This is a genomic window from Bradyrhizobium sp. Mp19 (assembly GCF_029952935.1).
Lineage (GTDB): Bacteria > Pseudomonadota > Alphaproteobacteria > Rhizobiales > Xanthobacteraceae > Bradyrhizobium > Bradyrhizobium elkanii.
Map to the genome: position 1 here is coordinate 42,737 of NZ_JASAUT010000039.1, position 16,716 is coordinate 59,452.

General features: G+C 63.9%; 22 protein-coding genes and 1 tRNA gene. 7 read left to right on the plus strand and 16 right to left on the minus strand.

The features are described 5' to 3' along the window. Positions 1-85: 85 nt before the first annotated feature. The 5 genes from QJT82_RS31935 to QJT82_RS31955 form a co-directional block, all read right to left on the minus strand. Positions 86-508 carry a hypothetical protein gene (locus QJT82_RS31935; RefSeq protein ID WP_028342991.1) on the minus strand — a complete coding sequence of 141 codons (423 nt, stop codon included), beginning with the start codon at positions 506-508 and terminating at the stop codon, positions 86-88. A gap of 189 nt (positions 509-697) precedes the next feature. Beyond that, positions 698-1,051, minus strand: a complete 354-nt coding sequence (locus QJT82_RS31940; protein ID WP_028342992.1) for a hypothetical protein — start codon at positions 1,049-1,051, stop codon at positions 698-700. Positions 1,052-1,204: 153 nt separating this feature from the next. Next, on the minus strand, positions 1,205-1,552 hold the full coding sequence (locus QJT82_RS31945) for an MmcQ/YjbR family DNA-binding protein (protein ID WP_028342993.1): 348 nt from the start codon (positions 1,550-1,552) through the stop codon (positions 1,205-1,207). Between the two features lie 17 nt (positions 1,553-1,569). Further along, positions 1,570-2,625 carry an alpha/beta fold hydrolase gene (locus QJT82_RS31950; protein ID WP_028342994.1) on the minus strand — a complete coding sequence of 352 codons (1,056 nt, stop codon included), beginning with the start codon at positions 2,623-2,625 and terminating at the stop codon, positions 1,570-1,572. Positions 2,626-2,724: 99 nt separating this feature from the next. Next, positions 2,725-3,126 carry a nuclear transport factor 2 family protein gene (locus QJT82_RS31955; protein WP_245288827.1) on the minus strand — a complete coding sequence of 134 codons (402 nt, stop codon included), beginning with the start codon at positions 3,124-3,126 and terminating at the stop codon, positions 2,725-2,727. A gap of 139 nt (positions 3,127-3,265) precedes the next feature. Here QJT82_RS31955 and QJT82_RS31960 point away from each other — a divergent pair, with 139 nt between their 5' ends. Then, positions 3,266-3,955, plus strand: coding sequence for a metalloregulator ArsR/SmtB family transcription factor (locus tag QJT82_RS31960; RefSeq protein WP_155258676.1), 690 nt, complete (start codon positions 3,266-3,268; stop codon positions 3,953-3,955). 15 nt (positions 3,956-3,970) lie between these two features. Here QJT82_RS31960 and QJT82_RS31965 read toward each other — a convergent pair whose 3' ends face one another. After that, complete coding sequence (locus tag QJT82_RS31965; protein WP_016840968.1) at positions 3,971-4,216, minus strand: DUF2188 domain-containing protein; 246 nt, start codon at positions 4,214-4,216, stop codon at positions 3,971-3,973. A 119-nt stretch (positions 4,217-4,335) separates the two neighbouring features. Between QJT82_RS31965 and QJT82_RS31970 the strand changes: the two genes are divergently transcribed. Further along, a complete protein-coding gene (locus QJT82_RS31970) occupies positions 4,336-4,602 on the plus strand; it encodes a DUF2277 domain-containing protein (protein WP_028342996.1) in 267 nt (88 codons plus the stop codon). An 85-nt stretch (positions 4,603-4,687) separates the two neighbouring features. Then, positions 4,688-4,912: a hypothetical protein gene (locus tag QJT82_RS31975; protein ID WP_028342997.1), complete on the plus strand. Its 225-nt coding sequence runs from the start codon at positions 4,688-4,690 to the stop codon at positions 4,910-4,912. 56 nt (positions 4,913-4,968) lie between these two features. On the opposite strand, the gene QJT82_RS31980 is transcribed toward QJT82_RS31975, so the two are convergent. After that, positions 4,969-5,496, minus strand: coding sequence for a collagen-like protein (locus QJT82_RS31980; RefSeq protein WP_028342998.1), 528 nt, complete (start codon positions 5,494-5,496; stop codon positions 4,969-4,971). A 130-nt stretch (positions 5,497-5,626) separates the two neighbouring features. Here QJT82_RS31980 and QJT82_RS31985 point away from each other — a divergent pair, with 130 nt between their 5' ends. Then, on the plus strand, positions 5,627-6,622 hold the full coding sequence (locus QJT82_RS31985; protein ID WP_028342999.1) for a hypothetical protein: 996 nt from the start codon (positions 5,627-5,629) through the stop codon (positions 6,620-6,622). A 113-nt stretch (positions 6,623-6,735) separates the two neighbouring features. Here the strand turns inward: QJT82_RS31985 and QJT82_RS31990 are convergent, their stop codons facing one another. Then, positions 6,736-6,996 carry a helix-turn-helix domain-containing protein gene (locus QJT82_RS31990; RefSeq protein WP_016840962.1) on the minus strand — a complete coding sequence of 87 codons (261 nt, stop codon included), beginning with the start codon at positions 6,994-6,996 and terminating at the stop codon, positions 6,736-6,738. A 169-nt stretch (positions 6,997-7,165) separates the two neighbouring features. Further along, positions 7,166-7,933 carry an SDR family oxidoreductase gene (locus tag QJT82_RS31995; RefSeq protein WP_028343000.1) on the minus strand — a complete coding sequence of 256 codons (768 nt, stop codon included), beginning with the start codon at positions 7,931-7,933 and terminating at the stop codon, positions 7,166-7,168. Between the two features lie 127 nt (positions 7,934-8,060). On the opposite strand from QJT82_RS31995, the gene QJT82_RS32000 reads away from it, so the two are divergent. Further along, positions 8,061-8,534 carry a hypothetical protein gene (locus tag QJT82_RS32000; RefSeq protein WP_028343001.1) on the plus strand — a complete coding sequence of 158 codons (474 nt, stop codon included), beginning with the start codon at positions 8,061-8,063 and terminating at the stop codon, positions 8,532-8,534. A 90-nt stretch (positions 8,535-8,624) separates the two neighbouring features. On the opposite strand, the gene QJT82_RS32005 is transcribed toward QJT82_RS32000, so the two are convergent. Further along, a complete protein-coding gene (locus QJT82_RS32005; protein ID WP_028343002.1) occupies positions 8,625-8,879 on the minus strand; it encodes a hypothetical protein in 255 nt (84 codons plus the stop codon). A 258-nt stretch (positions 8,880-9,137) separates the two neighbouring features. Between QJT82_RS32005 and QJT82_RS32010 the strand changes: the two genes are divergently transcribed. Further along, complete coding sequence (locus QJT82_RS32010; RefSeq protein ID WP_028343003.1) at positions 9,138-9,578, plus strand: hypothetical protein; 441 nt, start codon at positions 9,138-9,140, stop codon at positions 9,576-9,578. 258 nt (positions 9,579-9,836) lie between these two features. Here the strand turns inward: QJT82_RS32010 and QJT82_RS32015 are convergent, their stop codons facing one another. The 4 genes from QJT82_RS32015 to QJT82_RS32030 all read right to left on the minus strand — a co-directional run bounded on the left by QJT82_RS32015 (position 9,837) and on the right by QJT82_RS32030 (position 13,450). Beyond that, positions 9,837-10,418: a GDP-mannose pyrophosphatase gene (locus tag QJT82_RS32015; protein WP_028343004.1), complete on the minus strand. Its 582-nt coding sequence runs from the start codon at positions 10,416-10,418 to the stop codon at positions 9,837-9,839. 19 nt (positions 10,419-10,437) lie between these two features. Then, a complete protein-coding gene (locus tag QJT82_RS32020) occupies positions 10,438-10,887 on the minus strand; it encodes a GNAT family acetyltransferase (protein ID WP_035632483.1) in 450 nt (149 codons plus the stop codon). A gap of 14 nt (positions 10,888-10,901) precedes the next feature. Then, entirely contained in the window at positions 10,902-12,329 is a 1,428-nt protein-coding gene (locus QJT82_RS32025; RefSeq protein WP_028343006.1) for an FAD-binding oxidoreductase, read from the minus strand. A gap of 134 nt (positions 12,330-12,463) precedes the next feature. Further along, on the minus strand, positions 12,464-13,450 hold the full coding sequence (locus QJT82_RS32030; RefSeq protein WP_028343007.1) for an L-threonylcarbamoyladenylate synthase: 987 nt from the start codon (positions 13,448-13,450) through the stop codon (positions 12,464-12,466). A 79-nt stretch (positions 13,451-13,529) separates the two neighbouring features. On the opposite strand from QJT82_RS32030, the gene QJT82_RS32035 reads away from it, so the two are divergent. Continuing rightward, positions 13,530-13,606 (plus strand) — tRNA-Pro (locus QJT82_RS32035). 298 nt (positions 13,607-13,904) lie between these two features. On the opposite strand, the gene QJT82_RS32040 is transcribed toward QJT82_RS32035, so the two are convergent. After that, a complete protein-coding gene (locus tag QJT82_RS32040; RefSeq protein WP_018273353.1) occupies positions 13,905-15,161 on the minus strand; it encodes a tyrosine-type recombinase/integrase in 1,257 nt (418 codons plus the stop codon). A gap of 1,058 nt (positions 15,162-16,219) precedes the next feature. Continuing rightward, the gene (locus QJT82_RS32045; protein ID WP_125459244.1) at positions 16,220-16,702 is read right to left on the minus strand and encodes a hypothetical protein; all 483 of its coding nucleotides are present in this window, start codon (positions 16,700-16,702) and stop codon (positions 16,220-16,222) included. Between the last annotated feature and the right edge of the window lie 14 nt (positions 16,703-16,716).

Consider the following 16,716-nt stretch of genomic DNA (forward strand, 5'->3'; position numbering starts at 1 on the left):
CGGCGCGCCGAGCGTCGGCCAAAATACGAGAGGCCGTCCTTGCGGGCGGCCTCTTTTGTTTTCGCGAACGGGATAGAGCTATTCGTCAGTAGCACCGCGTGATGTTGACGGTGCGGTCGCCGCCGCGTCCGGGCACGGTGACGCTCTCGGTGGGGCAGCTCGACACATAGGGGCGATCCGACGGCACCACGGCCGGCGGATAGCGATGCGCCCAATCCCACGGCACGTCCTGGGTGTAGGTGTAGCGGACGTCGTTGGAGACCGGCGGCGGGACCTCGGCGGCGAAGGGAACGCTCGCCGCACCATCATAATATCCGCCCGCATCCGGCAACACGATGCCGGGCACCCGCACATGATGGCGGAAGGCCGGATGGTGCGAGGAGAACGTGCCGCGCGCCGCGGATCCGGATCTCGCATAGGTTTCGGTCGGAGAAGCAAGCAGCAGCGCTGCAACGCCAAGGGAAGCCATCAGGGACGCCATCAGCACCCCATATGTTCGATACGCCATTCTTCGAAGAGCCATGGCACGCACCAACTCGCGGTTACGGAGCATTTCTGCAGACGCTAGGCCGCGCCTCATGGCGCCCGCAAACTCATCCTTAATTATTGGTTAAAAAGTAAGGTTAACAGAGAGTAACTATTTCAAATTGACGCGATCTCGCGCGCGGAGCTTCCCCGCGCAGACGGCGGGCGCCGTTCAGACAGCATCCGCCGGAACGAAGCAGCTGATGATGATGCTGCCGCGGTGGTGCACGTACCACACCACGGCCTCGCCGACCGGGTTGCCGCGATCGCGGATTACGGCGCGCTCCGGCACCATCATCCACTCGCCCTCGATCGGCACCCAATAGGCGCCGCCACGAACGTCGTAGCTGGTGCGATGGCCGTCGGAGATGTCGCAGCACGGCACGCCATTCGGCGCGATCACGCTCTTGAACCAGGCGCGGATATCGGGCGGCACGTTGTCATATTGGCCGTTGTCGAACGCCAGTGCAGCACCCGCCATCATGGCGAGCCACGCAAGCACCGCGACATGCGCGAGCCTTCGCATTGCCTTCCTCCGGCGAAAATTTCTACGTGACCCGCGCGTAGCGTCGCGCGAATCCGGTGTTTGCGCGATTAGGCACGAACCGCGCGCGGGATGCATGCTCAAAGAATCAGCGAAACCGCGCGTCTCGCTTGATGCAGTGCGGGATGGTTGCGCTCAGGATGGCTTCTTCGTGCGCGCGTTGTTCGCGGCTTTTACCGCGATATTGTCCCGCGCCATTTTGAGCGCGCTGCGCAGCGTGACCTGATCCGCCTTCGCGAGGCGGACATTCGTGCTGCCGCTCTTGCCCCAGCCGCCCGGCACCGGCCGGAAAATCTCCGGCTCGACCTCGACCACCATCGCCTGCTGCTCTGGTGTCAGCTTCACCATGCCCCAATCCTGGTCGGGATAGCCGAGCGTCGCGAAGATGCGCTTGCCGACGCGGAAGTCGGCGGTGCCGTGATGCGCGCCTTCAACGACCTCGGGCAGGCTCAGCGCAATGCGGCGGAAGCGATCAGCGGACATCGCCCTGACCTCGATGGCTACATCGTCGGCGCCGTCTGCAACACTTCCTGCAATTGCCTGGCATAGAACTTCGCATCGCCGGTGGTGAGATGGCCGCGTGTCTCGCTGCTTGCCGGGATCAGATCAATCTTGCCGTTCCTGACCCGCTTCACGGCAGCTTCGGTGACGCCGGTCTCCGGCGGATTGCGTTCATCGTCGGCGGCATTGATGGCAAGCAGGGTTGCCTCGATCTTCTCCAGTCCGGCGGAGGGATCGTAGTCGTGCGAGGCCTCCCATTGATAGATGTAGTCATTGGCATCCGCGGTGACCGGCAACGCCAGCTGGTCGTCGACCATCTTGTCGGCCTGCGCTGCGGTCGGCGCCAGCGCCTGGTAATTGAGCGTGCCACCGGCGCTGGCGAAGCGATAGGCGGCGATGGCGTATTTCATCATCCGCGGCTGGCTGGCGTAGTTGCCGCCGTTGTAGTCGGGATCGTTGCGGATCGTTTCCAGCATCGTCCGCCGCAGCATCCAGTTGCGTGCCGCCATCGCGGTCGGCTGCGAGGCCATCGGCACCAGCACGTCCATCATCCGCGGATAGCGCACGCCCCAGATCCAGGTGTGCATGCCGCCCATCGAGTTGCCGATCACGAGCCGCAGATGCTTGATGCCGAGCCCCTCGGTGACGAGCCTATACTGCGCGTCGACCATGTCGTTGTAGTCGTATTTCGGAAAGCTCGTCCGCATCGCGTCCGACGGCTTCGACGATTTGCCGTGCCCGATGCCGTCGGGGATGATGATGTAGTATTTCGCCGCGTCGAGCGGCTGGCCGGGGCCGAACAACTGGCCGGCAAAGCTCGGCGTCAGCATGCTGGCGGCCGAGCCGCCGGAGCCGTGCAGCACCAGCACCGGCTGTCCGGTCGGCGCGCCGACCGTGGTGTAGTGCAGCCGCAGTTCCGGCATCACCTCGCCGCTGTGAAACTTGAAGTCCTTCGCGGTCCACTCGCCATCCTGCGGTGTGGGGTAATCTGCAGCCATGGCCGGTACCGACATCGAGACGAGAGCGGCCGCAAGCGCCGCGCATAAACGGATCATGGTGCTTCTCCCCACGCACGGCGCATTTGTCCAGCCGCGTCGGTGCAAGCCTAGCATGACGGAAAGCGTCGTCCACGCGCCTGACGCAGAAGTGTCCGGTTAACTCGCCTTCAGCACGTTGAGTGCGTACCAGCCCCAATAGACGCGGTGACGCTGGATCAGGCCGTGCTCGATCTCCATGACCTCGACGAGATCCATCTGGTCGCCGTCCGGAGACTGCCGCGGATATTCCCAGGTAAGGACGCGGTCGTCGCTGAAGAAGCCCTGCTTGAAGCGCCGCCGTTGCGGCGGGTTGGTGCGGAACACGCGCGTGATGAACTCGCGTAGCGCGTCGCGGCCGCGGACGAACCCGTCTTTGGTCTGCATCAAATGCTGCACCAGCGGGCTCTCGATCGAGGCGTCGGCTGCGTAGAGCGCGAGCGCCGCCTCGAGGTCCTTGTTGCCGAGCGCTTCATCCCAGAGCCTGTAGATGCGTTCCGCGTCGTTGCTGCCAGCTGTCATGATTGTTCCCTTGTGTTTGGTCGACTGTTGCCCATTTGAGCGGAAGAGGCCGCCGCGACGTTTCAGGAAAATCTGAAATGAGCTGCGCGGCACGGCGAATGCGGGTAGGACGTTTCGGCGCGATCCGGAGGACGATGCGGTGGGATCATCCCAAGCCCTGCAGACAGGATTTTCGCGGATCGCCGAGGCCTTGGGCGATCCGGTCCGCGAGGCGATGGTCAGTGCGCTGGCCGACGGCAAGGCGTTGCCGGCGGGCGAGCTTGCTGCGGTCGCCGGCATTTCGCCGCAAGGCGCCAGCGCGCATTTGCAGAAGCTGGTCGACGCCCGCGTGCTGTCGGTGTGGGCACAGGGCAGGTTCAGATATTACCGGATCAGGGACGACGACGTCGCGGCGCTGATCGAGAACCTCGTCGATCTTGCGGCCAAGGCCACCGTGGGGCGGCGCCGTGCGATGCCGGCCGAGCAGCTCAGGCAATCGCGCACCTGCTACCACCACCTTGCGGGTCAGCTCGGCGTGCTGCTGTCGAATGCGCTGATCCGCCGCCGCCTCGTCTTGATCGACGGCCGCGATGGTCGCGTGACCGAGCAGGGGTTGGCCTGGTGCCGGGCCGAGGCGATCGATTTCGATCCGGCGCGGCAGCCGCATCTGCGGCTCTGCAATGACTGGACCGAGCGCGTGCCGCATCTCGCCGGTCCGTTTGCCAATGCCGTGCTGGCACGGCTGGTCGAGATGCGCGGCGTTGCGCCGCATCGGATTCCGCGCGCATTGCGGATCACCGATCGGGGGCGGGCGTTCTTCGACCGGCTTGGCGTCCAGGTTCCGTTCTGAAGGCGACGAGGTGGACTAGCGGCCGTCCTCGACTTCGGTCTCCGGGCGGTCGTTACCGGAGGCGGTTTCGGTCAGCCATTTGCCGTCCGATGTCTCGTACTGGATCGCCTCGGTGCGGCCGGGGACGCGCTGCTCGTTGGCGGCGCGTCGGGCAGCGGCAAGGGCCGCGGCGTGGGTAGGAAATGGTTCCGAGAACACCCCGTTGACGGTATAGGCCCAGCCGCCGTCGTGCTGGACGACCTTGTAGATCACGTGGCTCATCCGGAACCTCGCTCCACCGTGGACGATGAGACTGCCAGAATAGACCACGATGTCGTAATTTGCAGCAGCCGATCGTCTTTGAGGGAGCCGCCCCGTTGCCGCGGGCGAGGGAGACCGACATGTGCCGCAATATCAAGACGCTGTTCAACTTCGAGCCGCCCGCCACCGAAGACGAGATCCACGCCTCGGCGCTGCAGTTCGTGCGCAAACTGTCCGGCTTCAACAAGCCGTCGCAGTCCAATGAGGCCGCCTTCAACCTGGCCGTGGCCGAGGTCTCGACCGCCGCGCGCAAGCTCCTGATCTCGTTGCAGACCACGGCACCCGCGCGCGATCGCGAGGTGGAGGCGGAGAAGGCGAGGGAGCGTTCGCGCCTGCGGTTTGGCTGAGGGCGGGGCGTACCGTGATGCAGATCACGGTACCGCTCTGCGCGTCCGGGCATCGGTGCCGTTCACCCGATCCCGGAGCGACGCCATGAAGCCTGCCCTGCTCACGTCCTGTTCGATTGCGTTCGCCGTGCTCTGGACCTGCGGCATGCTGTGGTCGAGCGGGACGATCGACCTTGCCAATGTCATCATCCTGTCGGCCTGCGGGGCGTTCGCGGGCGTTGCCTGGTATTACGCGATGCGCTGGGTCTTCCAGCTCATGCACCTCGCTCGGCCCTCCGATCCTCCGGCCAATCCGGGCGCGGAGCAGTAGGCATCGGGCGCGACACGGACAGAGCTGGCTGTGTCGCCGCGCGAGGACAGGAAGGATTACTTCTTGTCCTTCTTGCGGTGCTTCTTCTTTTTCTTGTGATCGTCGTCCTCGTCGTCATCTTCCGCAAAGTCGATGGCGTCGACGTCAAGCGCGATCGCCTCCGCTGCCGCGCGCTCGGCGGCATCGCGCTCGGCGAACTCGGCGGCTTCACGCTCCCTGGTGCGCTTGTAGTCTTCCCAGGCGTCGAAGATCATGTGCAGCCACGGCATCACCTGTTCGATCGACGGCAATTGTCCGGGCGGGCCGGCTTCACCGCGCGGGCCGGCCGGTCCCTGCGGTCCCTGTGGGCCAGCCTCGCCGCGCGGACCCTGCACGCCCGCCTTGCCTTGCGCTCCCGGCTTGCCCTGGGGCCCCGCCTTCCCAACCAGTCCGGGCTTGCCCTGCGGACCCGGCTTGCCGCGCGCACCTTCCGGCCCCGGCCGCCCCGGATGTCCTTGCGGACCGGGCCGACCCGGCTCGCCCTGACGGCCCTGCGGTCCCTGCGCCCCTCGTGACCCCTGGCGGGAGATTGTCTCGTCAGCCACTGATATGCTCCGTCGCGATTTCAAGCCGCTTGTAACAGAGGTTGGATGACGGCTTCAATTCTGCCCGGCGCGGCTGATGCAAGCGATCAACAGTCATAATTCGATGCGAAGATTGTGACGGGAGGACGCGTTGCGGATTCTGAACGACAGGCGCGGGGCAGTTGCAGGTGACGCAACAGGGGCGCCGACGTTCGACATCGTGGTGACGCGGCACGATCTGCGCGACGAAGCGGCGTTTCGCAACACCGGCGTCCTCGATCTGTATGCCGAGCTGTTTCCTCCGAACGAGCGCGACGCCCCCGACGACATTGTGCGCTGGGTGCTGTCAGACGATGTCGGCGAGCGACGAGAGTTCAGCGTCGGCGGTCGGAAGCTGTCATATTGCCTCGACTCGCGCTGCTTCATCCTGCGCGCGGAAGGGCGCGCGATCGGCCTCGGCTTCTTCACCTACGATCACGCAAGCGAGCTGATCTACTGCAACTATGTCGGCGTCGCGAAGACGTGGCGCGGCGGCGGCCTGGCGGGCCGGTTCTATCGCGAGATGATCGAGATGCTCGACGCCCTGTTTCCGCGCAATATCGGCGTGGTGCTCGAGGTCGAGCCGTATGATCGCGATCGCCTGGCGGCGATCATCGGTGATCTCGAACGGACCGGCGTGAGGCAGCTCGCGGCGGATCAACAGACCGAGATTCGCAGATTGCTGCGCGTCAGCTGGTACGACAAGCTCGGCTATTGCTTCTTCTGCGACGCGCGCGGCATGCAGCCGCTTGAGTGTCGCTCGCCATGCCTCGATCCATCGCTATTGCCATCCGCTTGGGTCGGCGCGGAGGAAAACTATTGGTTGGCCTGGCAGTCGCAGACCGGCGCGGCCTCGGCGGAGGGCGAGCGCGCGGGTGAGCTCTGGCAAAGAGCCGTCGCTGCGATCTATGTCGAGATCCTCGCAAAATCGCTGGTCGACGACGATCCGAAGGGGCGGCGCGACTATTGGGACTATGCGACGGCGCTGGTCGCGCGGACGATGCAGCGGGCCGCGACGACCGAGGTGCGTCTCGCTCGCTGCCTCGATGCCGACGGCAGCGAGCTATTGTCGCGCTGGCGGCGGCTTGCGATCGACCTGCCGATCTAGCGTCGACGTGCCGCTAAAGCGTGATGAGATCGGGTTGGATCGTCATCACGCTTAGCTCGTTGTCCAAACATGATCGTCCCGGAAAGCCGCTTCGCACGGTTCCGGATCTTGCTCTAGGCTGCGGCGTGCTCGCTCAGCGGCACGTCGATGCCGTCGGCCGAATATTCGCGGATTTTGTTCCGCAACGTCCGGACCGACAGCCCGAGCACGCGCGCGGCGCGGGTGCGATTGCCGTCGCAGCGCGCAAGCGTTTGCAGCACGAGCTCGCGCTCGACTTCATCGACGGTCGCGCCGATCAGCAGTGGGACGATTTCATTTGGAGCCAGCGACGGCAGCAGCGCTTCCGGCGACGGTACGGTGGACGCGTAAGACATGAACTCCTCCCGATCAACGCCCGCTTCGTCGGTGAAGCGAAGACATCGAGAACCAACTACCCCGTAGATCCACGGTGTGCCGGTTTGGTTAACAAGTCCTTAACGTGGCCCTAACTCCCTGCTCTGTAAGCAAAATACCCAGAAATCGCCACGATTGCGGTTCCATCCGTCACAATGTGCGGTACCCGCCATCGACCATCACGATCGATCCCGAGACATAGGCCGACAGGTCCGAGGCGAGGAAGATGGCGGGGCCGACGATGTCCTCCGGCTTGCCGGCGCGGCCGAGCGGGGTGTGGTCCATGAAGACCTTGACGAGGTCGGGGTTGGTGGCGCGCACCTTCTCGTTCAACGGCGTCTCGATGAAGCCCGGCCCGATCGCATTGACGCGCACACCATCCTTGCCGAGCTCGGCGGCCAACGCCTTGGTGAAGCCGAGCACGCCGTGCTTGGAGGCGGTATAGGCCGGCGAACTCGGCGTGCGCAGATGCACGAAGGACTGGATCGAGCCGATGTTGACGATGCGCCCCTTGTTCTTGCGCAATGGCGCGAGGAACGAATGCGTCACGTTGAAAACGCCGGTGAGATTGATCGAGATGATGTCTTCCCAATCCTTGATCACGGCCTCGTCGGTGCCGAGCATGCCGTTACGGCGCGCGATGCCGGCATTGTTGACCAGGATCGAGACCGGCCCGACCTTGTCGGCCACTTGCTTTGCCATCGCGACGCAGGCGTCGCGATTGGTCACGTCGAGTGCAAAGCTCTCCGCCTTGCCGCCGGCACTGCGGATCTCCCTGGCCGCTTCCGCCGCCGCATCGCCGTTCATGTCGAGCAGCACCACGCGCGCGCCCTCGCGGCCGTAGCCCAATGCGATGGCGCGCCCGATGCCCGAGCCCGCACCGGTAATGACGGCGATGTGATTGTCGAGAAGGGCCATGGCGTTTCCTTGTTCTGATTTGTGAGCGTTGTCGACAACACTATTCAAAACTGCGCCAACCGAAACGCCAAGCCGCGTTTGCGCGTTGCTGTTATCCGGATTCGGATGACAGTTATGGACCGCGGACATGGACCCGAATATCAGACACTGGAAAGTTGCGATCGAGCGCTTTTGCGCGGCGCCGGATCCCGACTACCGCGAGATGGCCAAAATGGTCGCGGAGATCGCCGCGACCGACATCGACGAGACGCTGCGGCATGCGGCCGCACAGGTGCTGCCGATCTTGCGTCAGGCGGCGCTGAAATCGGCTGACCGCCGCACCAAATCGATGGCACTGCGCCGTCTAGGCATCATCGGCGATGCACTGCACATGCTGTCGGCACCGCGGTTTGGCCAGCGCGGCCTGGCGCCGAAGGCGCTGACGCAGGAGGAGCAGTACCGGCAATTGCTCGGCCTGCCGCTCGGCCGCCGCCTCGCTGCGACCGAAGTCCAGCAGGCTTTCAAGCGCGCCGCCAAGACGGTGCATCCCAACGGTGGCGGCAACGGTGCGGCATTCCTCGAACTCGCCGCCGCGCGCGACGCCCTGATCAAGCATCACTGACGCTGGATCGCGTCACTACCTGACAGCACAAGGGCGGACGCCGCGCTGTCGCCGCGGGTCCGCCCTTTTGCGTGATCGAATGGCGTTCGCTCAGAACGAGCAGGTGCCGTTGTTCAGGAGGCCGGTCTTGTAGCTGAACGCGGCGTCGAAGGTCGGCAGCTCCTCGCTGACGATGGAGAAGTTCGTCGGCCACGGCGTGGTCGGGATGCTCTGGTCCCAGATCTGGCAGAAGCCGGTGTCCTGCCAGCGGATCAGATGATATGGCGTGGCGCTGGCCGGGCTTGCCGCGGCAAGCACGGACACGGTGGCGGCAATGGCGGCACAGGCAATCGCAAGACGACGCATGGGAAATCTCCGGTTTGAAAATGAATGCTCCACGGGGCAATCCTGGAGCTCAGGGGCCGATCGCCCCGGACATGCAGTGAGTGTTGCAACCCCGGGAACAGGTTCAACACTGGTCGTGCGAAAGCACCCGTCAACAAATCGGCCATCGCTGTGCCAAATTGCGCCTATCTACGCGCTTGTTACAGTCGGAGCATCGCGATTCGCAGCCGTGTCGCGACGCGAGCAAATCGACGAGAGCAAATCCTGGGGAGACCGCACATGAAATTTTCATCCACCCTTCGCGCCGCGCTGGTGGCGCTGCTGGCGTTCACCGGCCTTGCGTTCTCTTCCGCCGCCCGTGCCGACAGCGGCTTCGTGACGCTCACGATCTACAAGGCCGGATGGATCATCGGCGGCTCCGGCGGCAGCGGTGTCTTGACCTTCCGCGGCCGCTCCTACCGGCTCTCCACCGGCGGTCTCGACTACGGCCTGGTGTTCGGCGGCTCCAAGACCGTGCTGCGCGGCCGCGTCAGCAACATCAACCGTCCGTCCGACGTGGCCGGCGTCTACGGTGCGGCCGGCGCGGGGCTTGCCGTCGGACGCGGCGCGCGCGCGATCGTGCTGACCAATCAGAAGGGGGCGGTGCTGGAATTGACCGGACACCAGGTCGGTCTGATGGCCAACGCCGATCTGAGCGGCCTTGCGATCACGATGCGGTAGAGCATTTCGTTCAGTTTATCCCCGTCATCCCCGCGCAAAGGCTTGGCCTTTGTCGCTGGAGGAGCGCGTCTTCGCGCGTCTCGAAGGATGCATGGCCCGGCTGGTGGCCGATTCATCCTTCGAGGCTCGCCGAAGAGGCTCGCACCTCCAGCGACAATGGCATAGCCATTGCGCAGGGATGACGGGGACAGCTAGTCTAAAGCGTTGAGTGCGCGAAGCCGCAAGGCCGTCCCGGCACCGGCCGGGACAAAGCCGCGTTCACCTGAACAGATGCAGCGCGGCGTATTGCAGCAGCATGATGGTCTTGGCGTCGACGATGCGCCCGTCGCTGATCATGGCGAGCGCGTCGTCGATCGGGAGCTCGAGCACCTCGATGTCCTCGCCCTCGTCGGCGAGCCCGCCGCCGTCACCGATGCGCATCGCGGCGTCGTATTCGGCGACGAAGCAATGCAGCTTCTCGGTCACCGCGCCCGGAGACGTGAAAGCCTTGAACACCTTGCGCACATGCGCGAGCCGGTAGCCGATCTCTTCCTCCGCTTCGGCGCGGATGCGTGCTTCCGGCTCGGCATCGTCGAGCATGCCGGCGGCAGCCTCGATGAGCAGACCGTCATAGCCGTTGGCGAAGGCGGGGTAGCGGAACTGGCGCACCAGCACGACGCTGCGGGTCGTCAGATTGTAGGGCAACAGCGCCGCGCCGTTGCCGCGGTCGTAGACCTCGCGCACCTGGGTCTGCCATTCGCCGTTGGCGCGCCGGTAATCGAACGTCGCGCTCTTCAGCTCGTAGCGGCGCTTCGAGAGCAGCTCGACGTCCTTGACGCGGACGCGGTCGGCGATGCTCATGCGTTGATCCTCAACCCTCTCACGGCGTCGCTTCGCGACCGTCGAGCCATTTGGCCAGCATCACCGAGGTCGATTCGTCATAGCCGAGCGATTGGTAGAACGCGCCGGCCTTGGCATTCTCCCGCCGCACCAGCAGTTGCAGCTTCGGCACGCCGGCGGCGCGCAGCCAGTCCTCGGCCGCCGCCATGATGGTGCGGCCAAGTCCCTTGCCCTGGCGGTTGGGATCGACCGCGACGTAATAGACCCAGCCGCGATGACCGTCGTGGCCGACCATCGCGGTCGCGACGATCGCATTGGCGTCGCGGCCGACCAGCACGGCCGAGTTCGGTCCGCGCCGCGCCAGCGCGATGTCGGCGGCAGGATCGTTCCACGGCCGCGTCAGGCCGCAGGCCTGCCACAGCGCGACGACATCGGCGATGTCGTTATCGGTGATCTCTGCAATGGCGAGGGAGGCAGAGGAGGAGGGCATCGTCGCCTGCGCGGTCACAGCACCTTGCCCGGGTTCATGATGCCGAGCGGATCGAGCATCGCCTTGACCTGCCGCATCAGCTCGATCGCGACCTTGTCCTTGACGTCAGGCAGTTCGTCGCGCTTGAGCACGCCGATGCCGTGCTCGGCAGAGATCGAGCCGCCCATCCGCAGCACGATCTCGAACACGACGGCATTCACGTCGTGCCAGCGCGCCAGGAAGTCGGCCGCATTGGCGCCGACCGGCTGGCTGACATTGTAGTGGATGTTGCCGTCGCCGAGATGGCCGAACGGCACCGGCCGCGAACCCGGGACCAGCTTCACCACCGCCGCATTGGCCTCTTCGATGAAGGCGGGCACGGCGGCGACCGGCACCGAGATATCGTGCTTGATCGAGCCGCCTTCCGGCTTCTGCGCCGCCGACATCTCGTCGCGCAGCTTCCAGAACGCCTGGCGCTGGCTCAGATTGGCGGCGATCACGGCGTCGTCGACGATGCCGTCCTCCATGCCCTGGGCCAGGATCGCCTCAAGCGTGTCGCGTGCATCGTCGCGCGACGACGACAATTCCATCAGCACGTACCAGCGATGCTTGCTGGTCAGGGGATCGCGGATATCGATGCCGTGGCGGATCGAGAAGTCGACCGCGACGTCGGCGAGCAACTCGAAGCTCGTCAACGCACCGGCCGCTTGATCGCGCGAGATCGACAGCAGCTTGAGTGCGGCCGCGGGCGACTTCAGACCGACATAGGCGGTCTCAACCGCGCGCGGCCGCGGAAACAGCTTTAGCGTTGCCGCGGTGATGATGCCGAGCGTGCCTTCTGCGCCGATGAAGAGGTTGCGCAAATCGTAGCCGGTGTTGTCCTTTTTCAGCTTCGACAGCGCATTCAGCACGCGGCCGTCAGCCAGCACGACCTCGAGCCCGAGTGCCATTTCGCGCGCCACGCCATAGGCGAGCGCTCCGGTGCCGCCGGCATTGGTCGAGAGGTTGCCGCCGATGGTGCAGCTGCCTTCTGCGCCGAGCGAGAGCGGAAACAGCCGGTCGACCTCGGCCGCCTTCTGCTGCGCGATCTGGAGCACCACGCCGGCCTCGCAGGTCATGGTGTTGGATTCGACGTCGATGTCGCGAATCTTGTCCAGCCGCCGCAGCGAGACCACGACCTCGCCATTGTGCGGCGTCTGGCCGCCGACCAGGCCGGTGTTGCCGCCCTGCGGCACCAGCGCGATCCTGTGCTCGGTCGCAAGCTTGCAGATCGCGGCGACCTCGGCGGTCGAACCGGGGCGCAGCACCAGCGGCGAGCGGCCGTGGAACAGGTCGCGCTCCTCGGTGACGTAAGGCTTGATGTCGGCTGCGTCGGTCACCGCATATTTCGCGCCGACGATGGCGCGGAATTTTTCAAGCAATTCGGGCGGAAGCGGCGGCACCGCTGATTGGACGATGTTCATTTTTTCTTGGTCTTTCACTCAGTCGGGGATCTTTGCCTAAGCATGCCGTTCGGGCAAACGCTTCGCGTTTGTCGCGAGGGAAAACCGGTTCCCATTTGGCGCTAACGCGGCCGTTCCGGTCCGGGTCATGCTTGTTACCGCCCAACGGCTGCGCGGCGCAGCCGGTCATTGATGGCTTCGCCCAACCCGTCCTCGGGAATGGGCGTCACCGCGATCGCATCCGCGTTTCTCTTGTCGAGGGTGCGAAGGAACCCGAACAGATTGGCGGCGGCCTCGGCCAGGTCGCCGCGCTCGGACAGGTTCATCTCCACCGAGGCGCATTCGCGCCGCGCGACCTTGGCTGGCCCGAACGACAGCAAGGCTTCGCCGACATGGACGTCGCCGGCGTTGAGCCGGACCGGTGTCCGTGGCGCGTAGTGCGAGGCGAGCATGCCGGGGGCAACCGGCTGGGCGTCGCTTTCCGCGTCTTGCGGCGGCGACTGCAAGGGGTGGCCGAGCACGCGCTCGATCTCGGCGCGCGTCAGCCCGCCCGGCCGCAGCAGCACCGGATCGGAGAAGCAGCCGACGATGGTGGATTCGACGCCGACCTCGACCGGCCCGCCGTCGACGATCAGGTCGATGCGACCGGCGAGATCGCCGTTCACATGCTCGGCAGTGGTCGGCGAGACATGGCCGGAGAGATTGGCCGACGGCGCTACCACGGCACCGCCGAAAGCCTTGATGATGTCGCGCGCCACTTTGTGGGCCGGGATGCGGATGGCGACCGTATCGAGCCCGGCGGTCGCGAGTTCCGCAACCGGGCAGGAGAGCGCCTTCGGCAGCACCAGGGTCAGGGGACCGGGCCAGAACGCGTCCGCCAATCGCAGGGCCTGCCCGTTGAACAGGGCAATCCGGCGGGCGGCGCCGAGATCGGCGACATGGGCAATCAGGGGATTGAAGGCCGGCCGGCCCTTGGCCTCGTAAAGCCGGGCGATCGCGGCGGCGTTCCCGGCATCGGCGCCGAGGCCGTAAACCGTCTCGGTCGGAAACGCCACCAGGCCGCCCTCGGCCAGGACCCCGGCGGCGGTTGCCGTGGCGGCGGCGCCGGCGGACAAAACGTGCGTTTTCAGACCTGTATCCACTGTGACTAGATTCCTCAATTGGGTGCCCTGTGGTCCCTTGCGGTCCCCGAAACCCGACGCTATAAGCCCGGCTCTCAGTCGGAGTGTGGCTCAGCCCGGTAGAGCACTGCGTTCGGGACGCAGGGGTCGCAGGTTCGAATCCTGCCACTCCGACCATTCTTTCAAGCACTTATAGGTTCTGTGTTTTTTGTGCGCAACGAAATGCGCAACGATTTGAAGCTCGGCAGCCATGTCTGTCGCCCTCGAAGCACCCGTCAAGGACGTCGAACAGCGGTCCGCGGCGGGCTTGTACTGTTCTAAATCGGAAAAAAGACGATCGGGAAGTGCGAGGGAACTAGCCCCTGTCGGGATGTTACATCGAACACCATCGAGCACCACAAGTCCTCCCTTCGGACCTACGAGCTGATTTGGCGGATATCAAAGCACGAATAGCTCGCGCAGAGTAGTGGTCAGCTCAGCGCCTTGCCCCAAAAGCTTCCGCCGCCTCTTCCTGAAAGTCCGGGTGGTGATGGCCATAGTTGGCCTCTAATTGCTCAACGGTCATGCCGAGCCAGCCAGCGGCTTCCCACATGTCGACGCCCGCCTGCATCAACCATGTCGCCGCTGTATGGCGCAGTGAATGCCGGACGACGTCGTCGCCCAGCCCGGCGTCCTCCAGAATACCATTCCAGGCTGACCTGATCTTGCCGGCAAGCGGCTGGCCGTCGTGCAGGCGGTTCACGACGAACCGGATTTGTTCACCGTCTCTCATAACCCCTGAGGCGCGGAGTTCTGCAGATCGAGCTTGGTCGATCCTGCGCCATCGAATCAGATGCGGACGCAGGCGGCTAGCGATCTTTGCCGGCGGCCGCCGTTTCTTGGTCGACTGCTCCAGCGTCCCTTTGCCCTGGTAGACCATCGCGTCAAGGTTCATCCATGGATGGGTCGTTGTTGGCAGCCACTGGGTGCGCCGGATGGTCTCTTCGCGACGAGCACTGTAGATACCGATCAGGCAGAAGCGCGCCGCGGGATAGCGACGACGAATGATCCACCGCTCCCGGCGCGCGAGCTCGCCATCCTCGCTGCGCTTCCACGTTTCCTGCTCCGTGTCCCACACGTAGCCGATTGTTGCTCCGAGTAGGCGCGCTGCCTCGTTGCGCGTTAGCCATCGGTGTCGTCCTTCGGCTTTAGGAGGAAGAGTGACCTTTGGAACGACGGTGAGCGTATGCTCGGCGTGGTAGGCGTTCACGGCAGCGCGTAGATCTTCGAGTCGGCGTCGTGCGGTTTGATCAGAGACTGTCCCGTTGCGTGGCTTGATGCCGGCTTTCCTATGATTGTCGTTCGCAGTACCGGTGGACCAATCGACAAAGTCGCGACAAAGCTGAGCTTTGAGCTGACTGACGGTTTTATCGCCAAAAAAGTTGTTAAGATCGAGCAAGCGAATGAGCAGCAGGTCATGTTGTGCCCACGCGCGTTCATCGCTCGTGTCCTTGGGCCGCTTTGAAATTTCGTAGGCTGTGAGGACGTCGGCTATCGCGAGGACGTTCGGGTCAGTTGCCCCGATGGTGCTGGTATGTCGCTCGCCGATATAGGTCTCGAGCGCCTTCGCAGCTCCGTCAATGTCGTCGCGGCTGCAGCCTGTGCGGATTTGCCGGCCACGATCGAGGATGATCCAGGTTTCATCGTCCTCTCTAAACCAGAGTCGTGGCGGCTTGGCTCTGCGGCCCGGCATGACGGCTTGACCAATTTGCAGATCGCTCGAGGGGTTGTCAGATCCTTGCCCGCAACTTTGGCGATTTCAAGAGTCCCGGTGGCCGCGGCTCTGCGCAACGATGATATTGTCAACGGACCGAGTGGGAAGAACACTGCCGCGGCCTCGACAAGGGTCATTACTTCATCCTCACCCCATTGGGCAGGATCGGGCCGCGCTTTTGCGCGAGCGAGCTTGTCGATCTTGCGCTTCGGCATTCCTTGAACGCGTTGCTCGTGGGGGGGCGCTGCCTTTGGATCAGAGCGTTAGGTCCTAAGTGTAGACGAAAACCACTCGTCGAGCAGTCCTACCGGCGCGTGGATGGGGTAATCGGCGGCTTACGACTGCGAATCGGACAATTTTGCTTGCAGCCCTGAAGCGCAGTGGAGTGGCGGCGGCCCTTTGCTCCGGGGACAGTGGGGAGCAGCTCAATAGGCGGGAGGATCTTATTCGAGCTTGAGGTGGCGCCGCCTTATCGCAGGTTCTGCAATCTCAACAACCTGTGACAGCCGAAGCTTTCCTCTCGGCTGTCTGACATCACACTCGACTGGATGGTGGAATTCAACACCGAACCGCATTCCGTTGGTCGAAAGTGATCCGCGACGTGCTAGAAAACGCGCTACTTCACGAGACGGCCTATCAAAGGCTTGCGATGAGCTCGGTCCGCAACTTTACGAGCTTTGGCCCGTACAGGCCAGTCGCTCTGCGAAATCATCTAAAGGCAAAGGCGTTCTTCGAACCAGCCTCGACGGAGAAGGATCTCACCGCGAGATAGCATACCAAATGAAAAACAAACGTGCCTCGCTTTATGAGGGAGACTCAGCGGCGAAGTAGACCCTCGCTGCCCGACGGCGCCGATCATTTCGTTTCTGAATAGAGGGGGGCAACGTAATCTGTCCAATCCAACCTATCGATCGACGGCGGCCGCAACCTCCTATTGGATAAACTATGCCAGCGACACCGCATCGCAAGGAACTGCTTGGATTTGGCAAATGGATAACCACAGTCTTCGCGCTTGTGTTATTCCGACGGCAGGAAATTCAACTGCTGATGCAATGGAGGTCCAGCGATACACTTGTTGGACGGCTCTCGATTTTGCTATCAAAACCGCTTGCCATTAACTTCAGCAGGTGAGTATTCGCAGCCGAGTTTTCGCCCGCATGGCAACAATCGTCGCGTTTCGCGTCAACAAAAGAATACCGCTTTCCCGGACGCGCTGAAAAAGAGTTTGGCTTGGACTCGCTGGTCCCAACTTTCTCTGACAGTATTGGTTGCTCGCCGATGATGCTTGCGAGGGGAACGCGGATGACTTTCAGGGGCCTCTTTGACCGATCTCGAACCTGCGTTGCGCAGCTGATGTCGTATCGCGCACCGTGTTGTTGACGCACCGATTGCGCGCCGGCGCGGATCAGGGCTGATCGCGCAAAGTTTCCCATCATCCCGATCTCAGTGACGGCTTGAACGAGCTGTGTCGTAACCCGCTGACCAGCCGCAGCGTGAATGCATCGTGCTGCTTGCGTCACACTGCAAATCCAAA

Coding starts and splice junctions, on each gene's coding strand:
- QJT82_RS31935 (WP_028342991.1), bottom strand. CDS start 508: ATGGCGTATCGAACATATGGGGTGCTGATGGCGTCCCTGATGGCTTCC.
- QJT82_RS31940 (WP_028342992.1), bottom strand. CDS start 1,051: ATGCGAAGGCTCGCGCATGTCGCGGTGCTTGCGTGGCTCGCCATGATG.
- QJT82_RS31945 (WP_028342993.1), bottom strand. CDS start 1,552: ATGTCCGCTGATCGCTTCCGCCGCATTGCGCTGAGCCTGCCCGAGGTC.
- QJT82_RS31950 (WP_028342994.1), bottom strand. CDS start 2,625: ATGATCCGTTTATGCGCGGCGCTTGCGGCCGCTCTCGTCTCGATGTCG.
- QJT82_RS31955 (WP_245288827.1), bottom strand. CDS start 3,126: ATGACAGCTGGCAGCAACGACGCGGAACGCATCTACAGGCTCTGGGAT.
- QJT82_RS31965 (WP_016840968.1), bottom strand. CDS start 4,216: ATGAGCCACGTGATCTACAAGGTCGTCCAGCACGACGGCGGCTGGGCC.
- QJT82_RS31970 (WP_028342996.1), top strand. CDS start 4,336: ATGTGCCGCAATATCAAGACGCTGTTCAACTTCGAGCCGCCCGCCACC.
- QJT82_RS31975 (WP_028342997.1), top strand. CDS start 4,688: ATGAAGCCTGCCCTGCTCACGTCCTGTTCGATTGCGTTCGCCGTGCTC.
- QJT82_RS31990 (WP_016840962.1), bottom strand. CDS start 6,996: ATGTCTTACGCGTCCACCGTACCGTCGCCGGAAGCGCTGCTGCCGTCG.
- QJT82_RS31995 (WP_028343000.1), bottom strand. CDS start 7,933: ATGGCCCTTCTCGACAATCACATCGCCGTCATTACCGGTGCGGGCTCG.
- QJT82_RS32000 (WP_028343001.1), top strand. CDS start 8,061: ATGGACCCGAATATCAGACACTGGAAAGTTGCGATCGAGCGCTTTTGC.
- QJT82_RS32005 (WP_028343002.1), bottom strand. CDS start 8,879: ATGCGTCGTCTTGCGATTGCCTGTGCCGCCATTGCCGCCACCGTGTCC.
- QJT82_RS32010 (WP_028343003.1), top strand. CDS start 9,138: ATGAAATTTTCATCCACCCTTCGCGCCGCGCTGGTGGCGCTGCTGGCG.
- QJT82_RS32015 (WP_028343004.1), bottom strand. CDS start 10,418: ATGAGCATCGCCGACCGCGTCCGCGTCAAGGACGTCGAGCTGCTCTCG.
- QJT82_RS32020 (WP_035632483.1), bottom strand. CDS start 10,887: ATGCCCTCCTCCTCTGCCTCCCTCGCCATTGCAGAGATCACCGATAAC.
- QJT82_RS32025 (WP_028343006.1), bottom strand. CDS start 12,329: ATGAACATCGTCCAATCAGCGGTGCCGCCGCTTCCGCCCGAATTGCTT.
- QJT82_RS32040 (WP_018273353.1), bottom strand. CDS start 15,161: ATGCCGGGCCGCAGAGCCAAGCCGCCACGACTCTGGTTTAGAGAGGAC.